Consider the following 19,308-nt stretch of genomic DNA (forward strand, 5'->3'; position numbering starts at 1 on the left):
ATTGCATCTAGGTTATTCATAATGTATTAGATTGGTAGTCAATACAATATACGAAATTTTCGTATTATGAGTAACCTTTTTTATAATGCACTACGGGTAGTTTTAATAACAGTTTTGTAAATTTCAAAAAACCACCTAAATTTAGAACCGATGAAATAGCGCTGAACATTGAGCAAGTTGAAAAAATTTACGCTCACGATTTTTCTGAAAAGAAGAAATATGAAAGAATAAGGGATTTGTTTGTGTTTGGCTGTGTAACAGGAATGCGCTTCGGTAACTACAGTACTATTTCAAAAAATGATGTACAGGGAGATTTTATAAGAGTGATTGATTTAAAAAGCAAGTCCAAAAATCTCGCAATTCCATTAAATAATATCTCTAAATCAATTCTGGAAAAATATGAATATTCGCTTCCTAATATTAGTAATCAAAAGATGAACGAATATATCAAAGAGGTTTTCAAAGAATTGAAATTTACAGATGAAATCAAGAAAACAATGAAGTATGGTGATCAATTGGTAGAAATAAATTCAGAGTTTTACAAAAGGATTTCCTCGCATACCGCACGAAGAAGTTTTATTACAATTATGAAAAACAAACGAGTGCCGGACAAAGTGATTATGAGTTACACTGGACACACGAGTTTAGAAGTCTTCAATGCTTATTACAGACCAAGTGAGGACGACAAAATAAATTATATGAACGAAGTTTTTAAATAATCATTAATTTAGATTATGGATCAAAAGAAACTTTATGGACGATGGAATTTTTGGGAAGAATTTGTAGGTTATCCTATGATGATTTATTATTGGATTAAGGGAGAAAAAATTCAAAAAATGTTGTCTAAAAGAATTGACCAAGCCAAACATAAAGCCAAACAAATTATTCTCACCGAAAAGATGAAAAACGAGTTTCTGATTCAATATGAAAAATTGGATAACTTTTTCAGTTTTCACTTCAAAGACATCGATGCATCTAGAAATCACAATTTTGAAGAAAAGATTAAATATTGTTTAGACCAATACAAGAAAGAATCATCAAAACATTTAAGTTCAAGTAACTTAATGAAGTTGCAGGAAAATTTTCTGAATGGTGCTGAAACTACACTTTTTTTATATTTTGCCTTAGAAAGCAAAATAAAAAGAGAAATCCGATTATCAGATATTATGATAGGAGAAGACAGTTCAAAAATTTTCGTTGCTTTTTTGAAAGGCAAAAAATTTATCGATGAAAATCAGAATCTAATTGTAGATCAGAAATCTTCATTCATTAGAATTCACAGGTTCTTAAAAGACAATCATATAATTAATCCAGATTTTCAAGACACCACAATTATTGAGGCGATGGAAAATGAATACAATACCAATTTTGACAAAGGAACATTCTCAAGAGCTATTATTGTTAAACCCAATGATTTTGAGGAAATTATCTATCAAGAATTATCTAAACTGTTTAATATCAAGTATTAAACTTTACGCAATTGACTAAAATTGCATAATTAATTATTCCAATAATACAATTTTGCTTGCAGAAATTCTAATACAAGAAATAATGCAAACAAATCCATTCCAAACAATCCTAGATGAATTAGGGGAAGTTAAACAATTATTACATTTAATTCAAAAAGAGCCAGAACTAGAGCTCAAGAAAAAATTCTACTCATTCAAAGAAGCGTCAGAAATTCTTAAAGTTGATTATCAAACAGTGCGTTCACACGTTCTGAAAGGCAACATCAAAGCTGAGCAATTAGGGAGATTTTATAGAATCAACCATCTTGATTTGATGGCAGCTTTAAAAGACGTAAAATCACTCAAATATAAAAGATAAGCACCACAATTACGACTTGTGGTGCATTTGGGTTTTAATTTTAACCTAGAAATATGATTTCGAAAGAGGCTTATATTTCAGAATAATCAACAATTTATGAATGATAAAGCAATAATGTTGTCTGAAATTTCAGACAGAGAATGTCAATCTGAATCAACTAATATTCTCAACGGACTAAAAGAAGATTTCAGGCTTGTTTCAGGCAAAAACATATTTCCAACAAGTATATTTCCACAAGTAATGCAAAAACTAATATATGAATTAGAATCTACATTGAATTTTTCTCCAGATTATTCATCTGCTTCAATTCTATATGCAGTTTCGGTTTCAATTGGAAACAAAATTCAACTGAAAGTAAAAAACAGTTGGCTCGAAAAATCTAATTTATATATGGTTCTTGTTGGTAGAACAGGAGATGTAAAAAGCCATTCGGTTTCATTCTGTCTTCATCCTTTAATGAAATTAGATAAGGAAAATTTTGAACAATATATCCTAAAGAAAAAAGAATATGAACAATTACCAGCAGAAGAAAAATCAAAATCGACGATTCCAATTCTTCGACAATTACTTTTAAATGATTTTACACCAGAAGCATTTGTAAAAGCACATTACTTCAATCCAAGAGGAATTGGTTTGTACACCGATGAAATTGCAGGTTTCTTTAATTCCTTCAACCAATATCGAAAAGGAAGCGAAGAAGAATCTTATTTGTCAGCATGGAGCGGAAAACCAATCATTAAAAACAGAATTTCTGGCGAAGAAATGCGAGTTGATAATACGAAAGTGGATATTATTGGAACGATGCAAGAAGCGATTTTGTCGAGTGTTTTTCACTCAAATAAATTAAAAAATGGTTTTATTGATCGGCTTCTTTTTGTTTTACCACATAAATATGTGGACAATAAATGGCATGATAAGGATTTAGATGAAAAATATATCGAATGGTATTCGGAATTCATCGAGAACACTTTTCAACTTGCTGAAAATTCAGAAAAAATACTTGAATTTGAGTCCGAAGCAAAAAATTATTTGTACAAATGGCAGAACACTCAAAAAAATGATTTTGAATTTGAATATCAGCGAGGAATATCTGTAAAACTACAGCAATATGTTTTGAGGTTTTCGATTCTTTTAGAAGTGATTCACGCTATTTGCAATGATGAAAAACTCCACTCGATCTCCTTAAAAACTTTAAAATCTGCAATTAAATTAAGAGATTATTTTTTTGAAAATGCAGTTCGTGTTTTTGAAATTATTGATAATTCCTACTATGATTCACTTACCGAAATTCAAAAAAATGTATTCGACAAACTTCCGCAACAATTCAAAACTGGAGAAGGAATTGAAATAATTTTAAAAGAAGATTTGATGAAAATTAGAAGTTTTAAAAATTTCCTAAAAGATGAAAAACTCTTTAAAAAAATAGCGCACGGAATTTATGAAAAGCAAGTTTTTTAGATTCTTCAATAGATTTGATAGTGCACTTCTTGCATTATTGCATTTTGGGTTATAAAGTATTGAATGTCAAATATTTAATAATTTTTGAAAATGCAAGAAAGGGTAAGAAGTGCAAGTAAATTCTTTTAGAAAGTGCAGAAAATGCAAAGAAAGTGCAGTCAAAAACAGGCTTTAATCACCTATGAATAAAGGAAAGTGCAAAAAATGTAAATAATGCAGAGAGTAAATAAATACCGTTTTATTTTGGATTCAAGTTCAAAGAAATATAAATGTCCCAATTGTGGAAAATTTTCTTTGGTAATTTTCATTGATTCTGAGACAGGAGAGCTCATGGAAAATTACGGAAGATGTGATAGAGAATCAAAGTGTGGATTTTTTTATCATCCATCAAAAGATGGTTTTCAAAATTGTACAAATTCCAAGGTTTTAAATTTTTCAACTCATGATTTTTTTCCTTCGTTTCATAAAAATGGTTTGGTGGAATTTTCAATGAAAAATGAAAATAATTTTTTGAAATATTTAAGTTCCCTTTTTGGAACTTCAATAGCAAATTCTATTCGGGAAAAATATAAAATCGGAACGCTTTCCGAATTTAATTATGGAACAGTTTTCTGGCAAATTGATGAGCAAAAAAAAGTGAGAGCAGGAAAAGTAATCCAATATTTTGAAACAGGAAAAAGAACAAAAAATATTACATGGATGCATCAAATTTTAAAAAAGAAAAATGAAATTTCAGATTTTAATTTATCGCAATGTTTGTTTGGATTGCATTTAACACAAGAAGAAAAAATAAGCATAATTGCTTTGGTTGAATCTGAAAAAACAGCTTGCATTATGAGCGTAATATTTCCAGATTTTTTATGGCTGTCTTGTGGAGCAAAAGGCGAATTTAAATTGACAAAATTAGAACCAATAAAACACCGAAAAATCATCGCATATCCAGATTGTGAAATTCAAAAAAATGGCTCAACAACCTATCAAGAATGGAAAAGAAAAGCAACTGAATTTAACAGATTAGGATTTGATATTTACGTATCAGATTTGCTTGAAAAAGAAGCAAACTCGGCACAAAAAACTTATGGAATTGACATTGCAGATTTCTTCATGAAAGAAATAAATAGAGATTGAATAAAACGGGTTTTATATCGAGATGTGCCAATAGAGCTACAAATTCGTTCCGAACTTGCATCTTATTGGCATCTCGCTTTTTCTCCCGATGGTCAAAAAAGGAAAAATTGCTTCACAATTTTAAAATAAAAAACAAGTCAAATAATTATGAAAAACAAAATTTTACGGTTTCGGGTTTCTTCCCTTGAACATCAAATCATCCAAATAAAAATATTAAAAACTGGGCTTTCTATGTCAGAGTTTTTACGAAGACTTTCCTTAGAATTAGAACTCAAAAATACATTGACAGATGATGAAATTGAATGCTATAAAAACCTATCAAAATATGCCGATAATTTTCGCAGAATTTCAAATTTATTTAAACTTGGAGATGTTACAGGAATGAAAAAAGAAACCCTCGAAACTTCAAGATTAATTAAAAAACATTTAGAAAAATTGAAATAAAATGATAGGAAAAGCAAAATCTTGTGTCGGTGGTTTTTCACTTTTTAATTATGTAGTTGATGATGAAAAAGGAATCGAATTATTACGAAATAATCTATGTGGAGAAACCCCAATTGAACTTTTTCAAGAAATGAAAATTTTACAAAATTTGAATCAAAAAGCAACCAATAAATTGATTTCGATGGTACTTTCTCCTCACGTAGATGACGGCGAAAATTTAAGTCAAAAACAACTACAAATCCTTACAATGGAATTTTTGAAAGAATTAGAAATCGACACCGAAAAATCTCAATTCATCGCTTTTTTGCATACAGAGAAACGACATCAGCATATTCATATTCTTTTAAACAGAGTAGATGAAAATGGGAAATTATTCCAAGATCATCATATCGGGAAAAAAGCACAATGGTCTGCTCACAGAATTGCAGAAAAAAATGGATTGATTTCAGCAAAACAAATGAGAATTGATAAAATAAAAGCATCAGAAGACGTAAAATCTGATTCTAAAAATTTAAGAAAAGAAATCTATCAAAAACATTTGAACGTGATGGAATCTAAACCATTGACGATGGAAAAATATTTATCGGAAATGCTGAAACAAAATGTAAAATTTATTCCAACAATTAATAAACAAGGTGAATTGCAAGGTTTTCGGGTGAGAAATATGGAAAATCAAACCGAAATGAAAGCCAGTGATGTTCACCGAAATATGGGATTGAAAAACTTACTGGATTCTGGATTATTTTTTCAGCACGAAAACACCGATTTGAATATTTCAATGCAGAAATTAAATATAATTAATACCCAGAAATACCAACAGGAATTACAATTTGCTTTAGAAAAGAAAAAAAGTAAAGAGGTAGATTCTAATATTTCTATATCAAACAAAATTTCAATAGATAACAACGAAAAAGAAATAAAATATAACACTAAATTCAGTAGATAAAATGGCACAGAAAGTAAAAACACAAGATTTAATGGAGGTTTTCAATGAGAAGCTTGATGAAGTAAATCTAAAATTCGACTTGAATAAAGAAATAATCTCCACTCTTGATAAAAAATTGGAAGAGATTAAAAATTCATCTCTTAAAATTGAATTTGAACCACTTGAAAAAGTAATACTAGAAAACTCAAAATCATTTGAGAAACACAGAGACGAATTAGCGAGAATTTCTAAAGAACATAATGAGAAAATAAAAACATCTGCTAAAAAAGAGGTAAAATATCAATTGTATTTTTACGGTGCTTTGACCATTCTTTTTTGTTTGTGTACTGCTTTTCTTTCATTTGGAATTAATCAATACCAAGAAAAAAAATATGCAGAAAAAGAACTCAAATTCTATTCAAAAGAAGCATTACAGAGAGAGGCTTATCTAAAAGAAAAAAAACTTACCGAAAAATATAAAAATTGGCTTGAACAAAAACAAAAGAAGCCTCACCAAAATTAGAATAATGAAGAAAAAATTCTATTGAAATGTGGAAAAATGCCAAAGCTAAAGCCATCAAATTTTCCCACATTTCAACAGAATACAACAACAGCAACAACAATTTTTTAAACGAATTTAGTGAGGAAATCATGTCATACTCACTGAAAAATAAAGATGATGGAAGATATAATATATTATTCAAAAAATATAAAAATAACTTCAAGTGATTAAATAAAAATTCTTATATTTGGACAAATATCGTCCTGAAAATATTTTCAAGACTAAAACCTTCAAAAATGAAAAAATCATTTGGTGAATTTATTAGAGAATTAAGAGAAAAAGAAGGAATGCCACTTCGAAAAGTTGCTGCTTTTGTTGATATAGATGCTTCGACTTTGAGTAAAATAGAACGAGGTGAACGTAATGCTAACAAAGAAATAATTCCATTATTATCTCAGATTCTCAATATTTCAGAAAACAAATTATTGCTGACCCTACTAAGTGATACGGTTGCAGAATCTTTGATTTATGAAAATAATAGTTCTGAAATTCTGAAAGTAGCAGAAGAGAAAATTAAATATTTGAAAAGTAAAAACTTTCAACAAGGAAACTTAAAGTTTGACTAATGGGAATAAATGATTTAGTAAATAGATTTGAGGCTGAAAGGACTAGATTTATTAGCAGTGCTTACAATGAAACTCAACTTCGTACTGATTTTCTTGACCCTTTATTCAAATTATTGGGTTGGGATATTATTAACGAACAAGGCAAGCCAACAAACGAAAGAGAAGTTCTAGTTGAGGAAGGTCTTAGAGGGGAATCAAATGAAAACACAAAAAAACCAGATTATACCTTTCGACTATTTGCGGATAGAAAGTTCTTTGTTGAAGCAAAGAAACCTTCTGTAAAAATTGAAATAGATTCTGAGCCAGCAAAACAAGTAAGAAGATATGGTTTTACTGCAAAATTGAAAATATCTGTACTTACAAATTTTGAATATTTAGCAATATATGATTGTTCACAAGTGGTCGAGGAATTGGATAATGTACAAAAAGGAAGATTGAAATTATACCACTACAAAGACTTTGAAGAAAAATTCGAGGAAATAAAATCTTTGATAGGTAAAGAATCTGTCTATTCTGGGGAATTTGATGCAGAATGGGGAAATATCGAGAATCAAATTCAGAAGTTTAATATTGATGATTTATTTATTAAACAAATTAATGATTGGAGATTATGGCTTGGCAATGAAATTTATTTAAAAAATCCTGAAATTAATGAGTTTCAATTAAATGACATCGTCCAAAGTTACATCAATGGGATAGTTTTTCTTAGAGTTTGTGAAGATAGAAATATTGAAATTTATAAAACACTCTTCAATTTGGCTGATAATGAAAGTTTTGAAGCATTGATTCAAGTGTTTAGAAATGCAGATTCAAAATATAATGCAGGATTGTTTAGTCAGCCGTTGAGTGATGAAATTATATCCAATGAAAGTGATGCTTTCTGGCAAATTATTAAGCAATTGTATTTTCCTGAAAGCTCGTATTCTTTTGCAGTACTTTCTTCTGATATTTTAGGTCATATCTATGAAATATTCTTGGGAGACCAATTGAAGATTCAAAATAGCACCATTGTTCTAAAAAAGAAACCTGAAAATGAGGATAGAGATGTAGTAACAACTCCTACATTTATTGTGAGAGATATACTTGCTGAAACTATTCAGAAATATTGTGAGGGGAAATCAGCTGAGGAAATATTAAATTCAAAATTTGCAGATATTGCTTGTGGATCAGGTGCGTTTTTACTTGAAACTTTTCAATTGCTTCAAGATATTTTAACCGATTTATATATTGAAAGTGATACTACAAAAATTATTCAAATTGGAATAAATAATTATAAACTGAAATTTGAAGTTAAAAAGCAAGTTTTACTTCAGTGTATTTTTGGAGTAGATAAAGATTTTAATGCTGTCGAAGCTTGTAAGTTTGGTTTGTTGCTGAAATTATTAGAAAATGAAGATAGAGCAAGTATTCCTATTCCGGCTCTTCCCTCGTTGGTTGATAATATTTATTTTGGAAATAGTCTTATTTCAACAGATCAAACAGATGTAGAAAATAGAGAATTAATAAATCCTTTTGATTTTGGTGATGTAAAGTATGATGTAATAGTTGGTAATCCACCGTATCTTGCTACTGAACACATAAAAAAATTTACACCTACAGAATTACCGTTATATAAAAGCTTGTATGCCACTTCGTACAAACAATTTGATAAATATTTCTTATTTATTGAAAGAGCAATTAACCTATTGAAACCAAATGGTTATTTAGGATTTATTATACCAAGTAAATTCTCAAAATTAGGTGCAGGTAAAAAATTAAGAGAGCTACTCTCAGAGGAGAAAATTGTTGAAAAGATAGTTTCTTTTGGGGCAAATCAGTTATTTCAAGATAAATCAACTTATACTTGCTTATTAATACTCAATAAAATTGAAAGAGAATCTTTGCAGTATTATGAAGTTCGAAATTTAAACGATTGGAAAACGAAAAATCATGAAATTGATTATAGTTCAATTAATTTTTCTAATTTAAATGAAGATACTTGGGAATTGCTTCCAAATAATTTAAGAACAGTTTTTAATTCAATTAAAATTCAAAGTGAGGAATTAGGTAATCTTATTGGAAATGAAAACATTTACAATGGAATTCAGACTAGTAACAATAGAATTTATGTGCATTATGTTTCTAATGAGGATGAAAATTATTTTTATTTTAATTTAGATGAAACAGAATGGAAAGTTGAAAAAGAATTAACAAGACCTTACTTTAAAACTACTTCTGGAATAGATAATCTAAATACATACAGATTCCTAAAGCCTAATTCTTTTGTAATCTATCCTTATCGAAATGATAATGGACGAATTAATTTTGTTGATATTAATACCTTGCAAACTAATTATCCCGAAACTTTTAGATACTTAAACCATTACAAATCGTTATTAGAAGAAAGGGACTTAAAACCAGTTCCCGAAAACGAAAATGAATGGTATCGTTACGGAAGACATCAGAGTTTGGATAAATGTGATGTTCCAGTAAAAATTATTGTTGGAGTTCTTTCTCAAGGAAATAAGTACGCTGTAGATAATCAAAGGACATTTATTTCCTCTGGAGGAACAGCTGGGTATTGTATGATAACATTATCTGAAAATTCCCCTTATTCAATATTTTACATACAAGCGCTATTAAATTCTAAATACGGAGAATGGTTTGCATCAATTTATGGTGAAATTTTCAGAGGTGGTTACATTGCGAGAGGAACAAAAGTTTTGAAGAGACTGCCAATTAGAAAAATAAAATTTGATGATGATATTGATAGAATTCTTCATAACAATATTTCTGATAAACAACAATATTTAATTGATTTACAAGGTAGAATCGATAGCAATGTCGGTAATAATAGAATTCTGGTTCCATTAAGAAGGGAGTTTGAACAAAGAAAAAATGAATTGGATATTTTACTAAAAGAATTGTTTAACCTGGGAGAAGATGACCATCTGATTCCTCAAATAACTGACATTTATGCAACTGATTAATGAAGCTACAAAAGACAAGCTAAGAGGTGGATTTTATACACCTAAACTGATAGCCGATTTTATGCTAAAATGGGCAATAAATGGTAATAAATCTTTGGATATTCTTGAACCTAGCTGTGGTGATGGTGTGTTTTTGAAGTCAATTAGAGATAATGAAATTTCCTATAATTCTATTACAGCAGTTGAATTTGATGATGATGAATTTCTGAAAGCAGAATCAATTGGTTTAGAAAATTCAAATTTAATTAATGATGATTTTCATAGATTTTGTCTTAATACTGATTCTAAATTTGATTTAGTAATAGGTAATCCGCCCTATATAAGGTATCAATATTTTAGCAAAGAGCAACAAGAGCTTGCAGAAGAGATTTTTTCAAAGTCGAAACTGAAATATTCAAAACTAACAAATGCTTGGGTTTCATTTGTAGTTGGGTCTAGTCAATTATTAAAAGAGAAAGGGAAAATTGCTTTTGTATTACCTGCAGAAGTCCTTCAAGTTTCCTATGCTCAACAATTAAGAGAGTTTTTATCCCATTTTTATAATAAAATTAATATTGTATCATTTGAAAAATTAGTTTTTCCTGAAATTCAGCAAGAGGTAGTTTTGCTTCTTTGCGAAAAAGATGGGACAGATTTTCACAAAATAGAACATCTTGAAGTTAAAGATGCGAATGATTTAAAAAACATAGATATTTTAAAACTGAAAAATCCTCAAAAAAAGATAGATTTCAAATCCAACAAATGGACATTTTATTTTCTTGATCAAAATGAAATTGATTTTTTAGAAAAGCTTCAAAAAAATCAATTGGTTCCAAAACTTGGTAAATATGCAAAAGTAGAAGTAGGAATAACAACAGGAGCAAATCCATTTTTTACAGTTCCCTTATCTACGGTTCAGTTTTATGATTTAGAAGAGTATGCAAAACCACTTGTAGGAAGGAGTGTACAAGTGCCAAGTTTGATATTCACAGAAAATGATTGGAAAAAAAATAGAATCGGAGAAGCAAGAACTCACTTGCTCACTTTTCCAAAAATGAAAGATTTAAATGGCTCATTAGGGGCAAGAGATTACATTGGGTTTGGAGAAGAACAAGAAATTAACAAAGGGTATAAGTGTAGAATCCGTGAGGAATGGCAAATCGTTCCCTCTCAAAAATTGTCTGACGCACTTTTTATTAGAAGGAATCATCTTTATCCAAAATTAATAATAAACGAAGCACAAGCATATACTACAGATACAATGCACAGGGTAAATATTAATAAAAATGTAAATCTTAATGCCTTTGTCGCAAGTTATTATAACTCACTATCATTTGCTTTTGCAGAAATTTCAGGTAGAAGTCACGGTGGTGGTGTATTAGAACTGATGCCGAGTGAAGTTGAAAACATAATGCTTCCTTATCACGATTCTAATGAGGAACTTGTGGTAATAATAGACGAGATGATCAGATCTAATAAAAGTATTGATGAAATTCTTGAAATTACTAATAAGAAGATTTTAATTGAAAAATATAATTTTTCTACAGATGATGTTGCAATGGCTGATAAAATTTGGAAAAAATTGTCAAAAAGAAGATTAAATAGAAATTAATAATATATGGACACTGACGCATTATTAAAACAGCTTCAAGATTGGACAAATCGAGTTCCTTTAATTGTATTGGGGAGCGGAGCATCCGTTCCATTTAAGCTTCCGTCTATGTGGGCACTAGGTGAACATATTAAAAATTCAATTGCTTTTACAAACTCTGACGACCAAGAGCAATTTGAAAAATTCAAAACATCTTTTGATGCTAATGGAGATTTAGAAGCAACCCTTTCTGAGTTACAATTAAGAGATAATGTGTTGAATGAAATAGTTTGTAAAACTTGGGAATTGGTTAATAAATCGGATTTTGAAGCTTACGAACAATTTTTAGAAACAACTGAAAATTTTCCATTGGCTAAATTGACTGAACATTTACTTTCAACCGCTAGTAAAAAACTAACAATTGTTACAACTAATTACGACAGATTAGCAGAATATGCAGCAAGCTTTGCAAAAGCAATAATATGCACAGGATATGCGCAAAATTATATTGGACATTTTTCAAATGCTATTCATCAAAACCCTCTCTCTTCTATAAAAGGTTATAGTGGTCAAGTAAATATTTGGAAGGTTCACGGTTCTTTAGATTGGTTTAAGACGATGAATGATGAAAACATACAGCTTCCTTTGAGACATTCGGTTCCTTGTAATAACAAACCTTCAATTGTAACGCCTGGTCTTAGCAAATATTTTGAAACACATAACGAGCCATATCGAACAATTTTTGCCCAAGCTGACAATGAAATAGAAACAGCGAATGGATTTTTATGTATTGGTTATGGTTTTAATGATATTCATGTACAACCGAAACTGATTGAACAAATAAAATCCAAACCAATTATTGTTCTAACAAAAGAATTGACACCTAAAACAAAACAGGCAATTCTTACAGGTAATTGCAAACAATATATTTTAATGGAAGAAATAAATGGAACTGATACCAAAGTATATTCTTCAAGTTTTGGCGAACATATAATCCCTAACGTTAATTATTGGTCATTAGGCGAATATTTAAAATTAATCATCTCATAAATCTCAACCATGGCAATATTTAAATTTGAAGAAACAGCATCAATCGGTACAGTGTTTAGTGTAGATACATCTACAATCATCGTTAAAGTAGAAGAACTTGAAAAATTAAGAAAACTTCAGGTAAATCATTTGGTTGCAGTAAAAAGTTCAAAGGCAGGACAACATTTGATTGGAATTATTAATAGGATTACTAGAAAAGTTACGGATGACAACAATTCCGTAAGTGAGGATTTAGGACTTGGTGGTTTTCTACTTACAGAAAATATTATACGAGTAAATTTGATAGGAACCATGATTGATAAACATGGAGAATTTGAAAATGTATTCAAAAGAACACTCGATACAGTTCCTGAAATTGAAGCACCTTGTTTCCCTATTGATGGTGAAAATATTACCAAGTTTATGCAAACGATTTCGACACAATCAAATTATGAAATTCCGTTATCAATCGGTAAATACTCTATTGATGAAAATGCAGAAGCATTTTTAGATGGAGATAAACTTTTTCAAAGACATGCTGTTATTGTTGGCAGTACAGGTTCGGGTAAATCTTGGTGTGTAGCAAAATTGGTTGAGCAGATTGCGAAACTTCCTATGGCTAATTGTATTCTTTTTGATATTCACGGAGAATATAGTGGCACAGATTTCAAAGCGGATGGAATACAACATTTTAGAATTGCAAATCCTTCAGATTTAGGTAAAACAGGCAATCTTGAAAACAATGCTTTAATGTTACCTTATTGGTTATTAACCTATGAGGAAATGTTGGCAATGTTGCTTGATAGAAGTGATAGTAATGCACCTAATCAGGCTATGATTTTCTCTAAGACGGTATTTAATGAAAAAGAAAATCATCTAACTTCAATTGGAGATACTAAATTTAAAGGAAGCATAACTATTGATAGTCCTATTCCATATAAAATCGAAAACGTTATAACAGAAATAAGTCGGCTTGACGAAGAAATGGTTGCTGGCTCAAGAGGAGACAAACAAGGTCCATTTAATGGGAAATTAACTCGATTTATTCAACGATTAGAAGCGAAAAGCCAAGATAAGCGTTTAGGATTTATGTTTCAAATATCAGAAGATGAACTACACATTGATTGGATGGACAAACTTTGCAATGCTTTAATGCAAGGTTCAACTACAAATTCAAACAATGCAGGTATAAAAGTTATTGATTTTTCAGAAGTTCCTTCAGATGTTTTACCTCTTGTAATCGGTTTAGTCGCAAGAATTGTATTTACAGTTCAACAATGGACTGCAACCGATAAAAGGCATCCTATTTGCCTTTTATGCGATGAAGCTCATCTTTATATTCCAGAAAGAACAAATCAAGATGCGGCAGCAGAACTAGGGTTGAAAAATTTTGAACGTATAGCAAAAGAAGGGCGAAAATATGGTGTTAGTCTTACTGTTATTAGTCAAAGACCTGCCGAGGTAAACAGAACGGTTTTAAGTCAGTGTAATAATTTTATTTCATTACGACTTTCAAATGCTGAAGACCAAGCAGTCATCAAAAAACTTCTACCTGATAATTTAGCAGGACTTACTGATGTTTTACCAATTCTTGATATTGGTGAAGCATTAATTGTTGGCGATGCTTCACTTCTCCCAACAAGAGTAATTATTGACAAGCCAACAATAAAACCTCAAAGTGCTACTGTACAATTTTGGAAAGAATGGAGTAATAAAGATGCTTTGCAAGATATACCAACAGCCGTCGCTGGGTTAAGGAAACAATCAAAAACATAAAAAACACTCTGTGAAATATCATCACACTTATTATTTTTTACTATAATAAAAAAACAAAAAATGCTTGATTTTTACTTTAAAGATATTGTCAGTTGGATAAAATCTGACAAAAGAAAGTCAACTTGGACAACCATTTATAAACACTGGGAAGAAAATGGATCTCGAGAGTACTTGTTTTGTGTTCTATTTCCTGAAAAATTAATTGATGAATTTGTAGAGCATGCTTCTTGGAGTTTGAATATTACTAATTTAAGACCAGATTATGCTCATTATTCTGAAAAAGACCCAGAATATTATAGATGGGGCATAGAATCAGAATATGAGCCAATAATATATCAGCAATTTTACAATAATATTTTCCCAACAAAATTTGAAATTGTTGAAGAATTTTTGCAATTCTTCAATCTTTATTTTGACAATAAGAACAATAGCTATATTAGTGTGGATATTACCTCCGAACAAAATGAGGTTGTTAAAATTGTCAGACATAAAGATAATATAGAAATTAAAGTAAAAACTCATTTTCTTAGACAATTTTTATTTGCAAAGAAATTAGTGTTAGGTTTTCAGATGGACTATTTCAGAGAATCTGATAGAACTTTAAGCGAACAGAATTTGAATGAGAGTATGCTATTTGATGAGTTTGCTCAACTTTATAATTTTAATATTTGTTTTAAGGATTACTCGTCTATGGATAGATGCAATTCAGATTCTAGATTATTAGCTAAAGCCATCCTCGTTGGTTACGAAAGTCACAATATACAAACAGACTATGAAAGATTAAATTCTGGTACATGTGAAGATTTCATTGTAGATGTCAATAACGAAAATGGGGATTTTATATACGAAAGTTGTAACAAAAGCGAATTTGAAGAAACAAAATATGGATACTATACATCCATTTTTTTTAAAAGAGAAGTTCTGCTAAAATATTACAACAGTCCTAATACATACACTATAGAAGATGGCTCTCTATATATGAAGGGTTCTTGGAGATTATATCTAGACAATAATAATTATGAATTTGTTAGTGCTTATTTAGGAGATTTAAAAATGTTGCCTCATTTTGAACAACTATATTGGAAAAGCTTTAATATTGAGCCTCAATCAGAAGTTGACAAACGTAGATTTAATATAGATTTTTTATCGTCTTACTATGATCCCGAGATTGAAGATTTAAAGTTTAAGAATGAATATATCAGAGTAAATAAGTTATTTCTGAAAAAATTTGGGTTTAATTTGTTTTCTGAATTTGATGAAAATGATGTTCATTGTTTCAAAACACTACGACTTCCATTAAAAAATGAAGCCGCTGAATTAGATGTTCTGATTCTAAATTTGTGTAAAGTTTTAATTGACTATTTAAATGTTAAGTCTATCAATACGTTTCTTACTTCAGAACAGAAAGAATTAAGATCTATTGAAAAACTAGAAATATTTCTTGAAATTAATAACTTAAAAAACTTCGAAAAAATCATTGCCTTTTATAAAACATTGCAAAAATTACGATCAACTGGTTCTGCACATCGTAAGAATTCAGATTACAAAAAGTTTCTTTTAAGTTTAGGTTTTGAAAATTCAGATGAAAAAGGAATTTTCAAAGCACTGTTAAAAGATGCAATAAATATTCTGAAAAATATTTCTACTCAACTTGAATACTGATTCGCCCTAAATAGAATTTCAAAATTGATATTGATTTATGAACTTAAATAAACTTTTTCTATTTTCTAAAAATACAGATGCTGTTAGTTCACAGAGAGGCTATAATTATCAAACTTTAAAAACTTTAGAGACTTGGGTTAAAAATTATTTAGAAAATAAGTCCGATGATATATATTGCGAGTTTGAAGAAGATATTTTTCAAAAAAATAATTATGGTAAAGATTTAAAATTTAGACAAATAAAGCTTTATTCAAGTAATTTTTCATTTAGTAGTGATGAAATAAAAAAGTGTATTTCACATTTCTTTATATTATTTATTAAATCTGATTATAATGATTTTACAAAAGAATTTATATTTGAAACGAATACAAACGTAGCTGCAAAGTATTCAGATAATGATGCAGAATTATTGCAAGAATGGGTTGAATACCAGCATAATTTAGATGAAGAGAAGCTTAGTAGGTTTTCAGAAAAAGTAAAAGAAATTGTTACTGATTATATTGAAAAACAAAATAGCAACTTAAAAAATAATGAAGCTAATGCAGAAGCATATGCAATTTTTGAAAGTTTAGATGATAATTTTTGGAAAAGCTTCACTAAACAAATCAAATGGAAATTTATTGGTGTAGCTCCAGATATAGAATTTTCGAATATTAAAAAAAATATCGAAACTCTTATTTCTCAACTTGATTTTGAAAATGTGAGTAATGATGATATTCAAATTTTTGGAGTTTTATTGGAACATGTATTTACCCGTACGTCACAAGAAAATGAAGAAAACAGAAAATTAACAAATGGAGATTTAGAGAAAATAATTTTAAATATTGGGACTTCCGATGATAAGTGGTATTCATCAAAGTTTGAATATTATAAAGGTATTGATGCGCCAACGGAATTTAGGATAGGAGAGTTTTTTGAGGTTTTAGATCTGGTCAACTATTGCCGAAGAAAAAAATATTTGCACAAGCATAAGAATGTTTGGAATCCTTTTTTAATTTATTATTCTCGAAATACAAATATCGAAGTTGATTTCAGAAAAAAGGCTATTTACGAAATTGTTTTCCTAAATAATGAATTTTATGAAGTTGATTATGAAAATCTAGATGAAAGAAATAGACCAAAAGGAGAACTTTTTGGATATGAGGAAGACATAAGATTTTACTACAATAATATCAATAGTTTTAAAGATGCAGATGATTTAGAAAATGCACATATTCTGACTAATATACTATATACAATAATTGAAAACAAAAAAGTTAATATTTCAATTGATGAATTAAAAAAATGGTTTGTTCAATTGTATCGCAAAATAAGTCAAAAGTTGGTTTTAGAAAAAGAAGTTAATGAAAAATGTAAACTGCTAGAATTAAAAGGTCTTTTTTTGATGGGAATTAATCGCATCCGACCCAAAGATAAAACAGAATTTATAGAATATTATTATGAAATCTTAAAACTAGTTGATGATGCTCTTTTATATAAATTATCTCAATTTAGTGAAAGGATAGATAAGTACTTAAAGATTTATATCCATCATAATATTTCGGATGATGATGAAGCTATTATAAAAGAATTGGAACAGTTCTCTGATAGTTTATTCCCATTGGTTGAAAAGAGAGAGGGTAAAGTTAGATTGGCAAAATCACAGGTTCACAGAGCATATTCATATTTACAAACTAATAAATTAGGAAATATCCTAAAGGCGTTAGATCTTTTTCACAAGGCAAAGGATAATTATTTTCAAGAGGATACAATAGAAGGGTTTGTTTTAGCATTACTAAATATCTCACAGCTGTACAATACACTTGGTATGCACTTTGCAGCAAAGAATTATGCATTGGCAGCATTTAGAATGAGTGCAGAAAAAGAACTAATAAAAAGAGTAGAAAACAGTGTTGGTCAGCTTTTCTATTCGGATTATTTGCAAGGTTCTTGGTTTAATGCTATTAATATTTTCAGCAAATATATAAGTCTACGCTTAGATTCTAATTATGATAAAAATGAGGCTGAACAGGAAATGAAAGCTATTCATTATGCCTCATTTATTCTATATTCAATGAACAGGCTTTCAATCCAGTATAACTACATGATAGATAATTACATAAGTCGTCTTGACTATATTGGAGAAGATATTATTAAGCCTTTATTCACTAAAATTAAAGAAGAAGTAAATACAGATGAAAAATTTCATAAAGGGATTGAATACCAGATTGATGATTTTCCACTTAACGACGTTGGAGATACAAGAATTATTCAATTTTATGCATTAGGAAGTCTTTGGAAAATTAGTTTTGATAACTCTTTTGAAATATTATCAGTTGCTGAAGAATTTTTGTCTGCCACTCAAATTTTGTTAGCTGAAATTTCCCTATCGGAGATTGATTTTCATTTATTAAAATCTGATATTGAAATAAAATTAATCTTAAATGATAGTTATAAACCACCAATACAGATAGAGTCTAATGAGGTAATAAAATGGGATGTCTTTATCTGTTATATGGATAAAAAGGATATTGAAAAGACGAAAATGCACTCTGCATTTATTGTGTCGTCATTACTAGCTTTATTAAATAACATAAGCTTGCTTCCATATATAGAATTTAAAGAAAAGTTTTGGAAATTCTTTGGAGAAAGCAATATAAGCTCAAAACAACTTTCGGTCAATTTATATCAGAAAATGCATAGAGATGTCTATTTTAAAGAAGATTTTCTAGTTTATAATTCTGCTTTTTTTCAAAAAGAAAATTTATCATTAAACCTGCCTAAAGAAAATAAATTTATGAAATGGCAAGATAAATTGAGCGAAAAGTATGATAAAACCTTTAGTTTGGACTCTATAAGAAATAGAAATAATAATGTTAAGAAAAATATATACCTAACGTTAGAAGAATTAAAACGAGAGCCAGATTTTTCCATTTTAATTAATGAGTACAGATCTGAAGGTTGGAAAGATTGGCAAATTTTAATAAACATACATAATTTTATCCTTAATCATAAAATAAGAGTATTTGAAAAAGACCTTTTCACCAAAGCAGATGGTGAAAATTTCCATGAAGAATTTCAAAAAGCATATCATAAATATTCAATACTAGATGAAAAGGATTGCTATATAAAATACCCAGTGGAAGCCTTTAAATCAAAAGAATTTACAGATAATTTCAATATTGGAATCATGTTCATTTTACCTACTTATGGATTAGAATCAAAATTACTAACTCCAAATTTTAAAGCAATAAGAGAATTCATGAATATTAGATTTAACATGATGAAAGATGACTATATTGAAAATAATTTATTATGAATATCCGTAATTAGGAATAATTCACTATATTTGACTGTAATTTAGGTAATTATATGGATATATTTAGTTTTACGGCTCATTTTGGGACAGAAGA

The 19,308-nt window shown here is 29.1% G+C and carries 15 protein-coding genes; all 15 read left to right on the top strand.

Translation table 11 applies throughout. The annotated features are described in order from the left end of the window. The first annotated feature begins 167 nt into the window (after nucleotides 1-167). Nucleotides 168-719, top strand: a complete 552-nt coding sequence (locus DRF58_RS15650) for a tyrosine-type recombinase/integrase (protein WP_262510773.1) — start codon at nucleotides 168-170, stop codon at nucleotides 717-719. A gap of 15 nt (nucleotides 720-734) precedes the next feature. Continuing rightward, nucleotides 735-1,469 carry a hypothetical protein gene (locus DRF58_RS15655; RefSeq protein WP_116036764.1) on the top strand — a complete coding sequence of 245 codons (735 nt, stop codon included), beginning with the start codon at nucleotides 735-737 and terminating at the stop codon, nucleotides 1,467-1,469. An 82-nt stretch (nucleotides 1,470-1,551) separates the two neighbouring features. Beyond that, nucleotides 1,552-1,827, top strand: coding sequence for a helix-turn-helix domain-containing protein (locus tag DRF58_RS15660; RefSeq protein ID WP_168926427.1), 276 nt, complete (start codon nucleotides 1,552-1,554; stop codon nucleotides 1,825-1,827). A gap of 96 nt (nucleotides 1,828-1,923) precedes the next feature. Then, nucleotides 1,924-3,285: a DUF3987 domain-containing protein gene (locus DRF58_RS15665; RefSeq protein ID WP_116036765.1), complete on the top strand. Its 1,362-nt coding sequence runs from the start codon at nucleotides 1,924-1,926 to the stop codon at nucleotides 3,283-3,285. A gap of 213 nt (nucleotides 3,286-3,498) precedes the next feature. Next, the gene (locus DRF58_RS15670; protein WP_116036767.1) at nucleotides 3,499-4,413 is read left to right on the top strand and encodes a DUF6371 domain-containing protein; all 915 of its coding nucleotides are present in this window, start codon (nucleotides 3,499-3,501) and stop codon (nucleotides 4,411-4,413) included. Between the two features lie 147 nt (nucleotides 4,414-4,560). Then, on the top strand, nucleotides 4,561-4,857 hold the full coding sequence (locus tag DRF58_RS15675; protein ID WP_116036768.1) for a plasmid mobilization protein: 297 nt from the start codon (nucleotides 4,561-4,563) through the stop codon (nucleotides 4,855-4,857). A 1-nt stretch (nucleotide 4,858) separates the two neighbouring features. Continuing rightward, nucleotides 4,859-5,803 (top strand): relaxase/mobilization nuclease domain-containing protein, encoded by a 945-nt coding sequence (locus DRF58_RS15680; protein ID WP_116036770.1) that lies wholly within the window; start codon nucleotides 4,859-4,861, stop codon nucleotides 5,801-5,803. A gap of 115 nt (nucleotides 5,804-5,918) precedes the next feature. Beyond that, a complete protein-coding gene (locus DRF58_RS15685; RefSeq protein WP_123902431.1) occupies nucleotides 5,919-6,305 on the top strand; it encodes a hypothetical protein in 387 nt (128 codons plus the stop codon). Between the two features lie 275 nt (nucleotides 6,306-6,580). Then, entirely contained in the window at nucleotides 6,581-6,910 is a 330-nt protein-coding gene (locus tag DRF58_RS15695) for a helix-turn-helix domain-containing protein (protein WP_116036775.1), read from the top strand. Continuing rightward, entirely contained in the window at nucleotides 6,910-9,879 is a 2,970-nt protein-coding gene (locus tag DRF58_RS15700; RefSeq protein ID WP_116036776.1) for an Eco57I restriction-modification methylase domain-containing protein, read from the top strand. Before DRF58_RS15695 ends, DRF58_RS15700 begins: the two co-directional genes overlap by 1 nt. Continuing rightward, on the top strand, nucleotides 9,866-11,470 hold the full coding sequence (locus DRF58_RS15705) for an Eco57I restriction-modification methylase domain-containing protein (protein WP_116036778.1): 1,605 nt from the start codon (nucleotides 9,866-9,868) through the stop codon (nucleotides 11,468-11,470). Before DRF58_RS15700 ends, DRF58_RS15705 begins: the two co-directional genes overlap by 14 nt. Nucleotides 11,471-11,476: 6 nt before the next feature. After that, nucleotides 11,477-12,499 carry an SIR2 family protein gene (locus DRF58_RS15710; RefSeq protein WP_116036779.1) on the top strand — a complete coding sequence of 341 codons (1,023 nt, stop codon included), beginning with the start codon at nucleotides 11,477-11,479 and terminating at the stop codon, nucleotides 12,497-12,499. A gap of 9 nt (nucleotides 12,500-12,508) precedes the next feature. Continuing rightward, a complete protein-coding gene (locus DRF58_RS15715; protein WP_116036781.1) occupies nucleotides 12,509-14,254 on the top strand; it encodes an ATP-binding protein in 1,746 nt (581 codons plus the stop codon). A gap of 60 nt (nucleotides 14,255-14,314) precedes the next feature. After that, nucleotides 14,315-15,916 (top strand): hypothetical protein, encoded by a 1,602-nt coding sequence (locus DRF58_RS15720; protein ID WP_116036783.1) that lies wholly within the window; start codon nucleotides 14,315-14,317, stop codon nucleotides 15,914-15,916. A gap of 37 nt (nucleotides 15,917-15,953) precedes the next feature. Next, nucleotides 15,954-19,214, top strand: a complete 3,261-nt coding sequence (locus DRF58_RS15725; RefSeq protein ID WP_116036784.1) for a dsDNA nuclease domain-containing protein — start codon at nucleotides 15,954-15,956, stop codon at nucleotides 19,212-19,214. The last annotated feature ends 94 nt before the right edge of the window (nucleotides 19,215-19,308 follow it).

The organism is Epilithonimonas hispanica, from assembly GCF_003385395.1.
Taxonomy (GTDB): domain Bacteria; phylum Bacteroidota; class Bacteroidia; order Flavobacteriales; family Weeksellaceae; genus Epilithonimonas; species Epilithonimonas hispanica.

What these genes read in the sequence shown, in the direction of transcription:
- DRF58_RS15655 (WP_116036764.1), top strand. Translation starts at nt 735, where the DNA reads ATGGATCAAAAGAAACTTTATGGACGATGGAATTTTTGGGAAGAATTT.
- DRF58_RS15660 (WP_168926427.1), top strand. Translation starts at nt 1,552, where the DNA reads ATGCAAACAAATCCATTCCAAACAATCCTAGATGAATTAGGGGAAGTT.
- DRF58_RS15665 (WP_116036765.1), top strand. Translation starts at nt 1,924, where the DNA reads ATGAATGATAAAGCAATAATGTTGTCTGAAATTTCAGACAGAGAATGT.
- DRF58_RS15670 (WP_116036767.1), top strand. Translation starts at nt 3,499, where the DNA reads ATGCAGAGAGTAAATAAATACCGTTTTATTTTGGATTCAAGTTCAAAG.
- DRF58_RS15675 (WP_116036768.1), top strand. Translation starts at nt 4,561, where the DNA reads ATGAAAAACAAAATTTTACGGTTTCGGGTTTCTTCCCTTGAACATCAA.
- DRF58_RS15680 (WP_116036770.1), top strand. Translation starts at nt 4,859, where the DNA reads ATGATAGGAAAAGCAAAATCTTGTGTCGGTGGTTTTTCACTTTTTAAT.
- DRF58_RS15695 (WP_116036775.1), top strand. Translation starts at nt 6,581, where the DNA reads ATGAAAAAATCATTTGGTGAATTTATTAGAGAATTAAGAGAAAAAGAA.
- DRF58_RS15700 (WP_116036776.1), top strand. Translation starts at nt 6,910, where the DNA reads ATGGGAATAAATGATTTAGTAAATAGATTTGAGGCTGAAAGGACTAGA.
- DRF58_RS15705 (WP_116036778.1), top strand. Translation starts at nt 9,866, where the DNA reads ATGCAACTGATTAATGAAGCTACAAAAGACAAGCTAAGAGGTGGATTT.
- DRF58_RS15710 (WP_116036779.1), top strand. Translation starts at nt 11,477, where the DNA reads ATGGACACTGACGCATTATTAAAACAGCTTCAAGATTGGACAAATCGA.
- DRF58_RS15715 (WP_116036781.1), top strand. Translation starts at nt 12,509, where the DNA reads ATGGCAATATTTAAATTTGAAGAAACAGCATCAATCGGTACAGTGTTT.
- DRF58_RS15720 (WP_116036783.1), top strand. Translation starts at nt 14,315, where the DNA reads ATGCTTGATTTTTACTTTAAAGATATTGTCAGTTGGATAAAATCTGAC.
- DRF58_RS15725 (WP_116036784.1), top strand. Translation starts at nt 15,954, where the DNA reads ATGAACTTAAATAAACTTTTTCTATTTTCTAAAAATACAGATGCTGTT.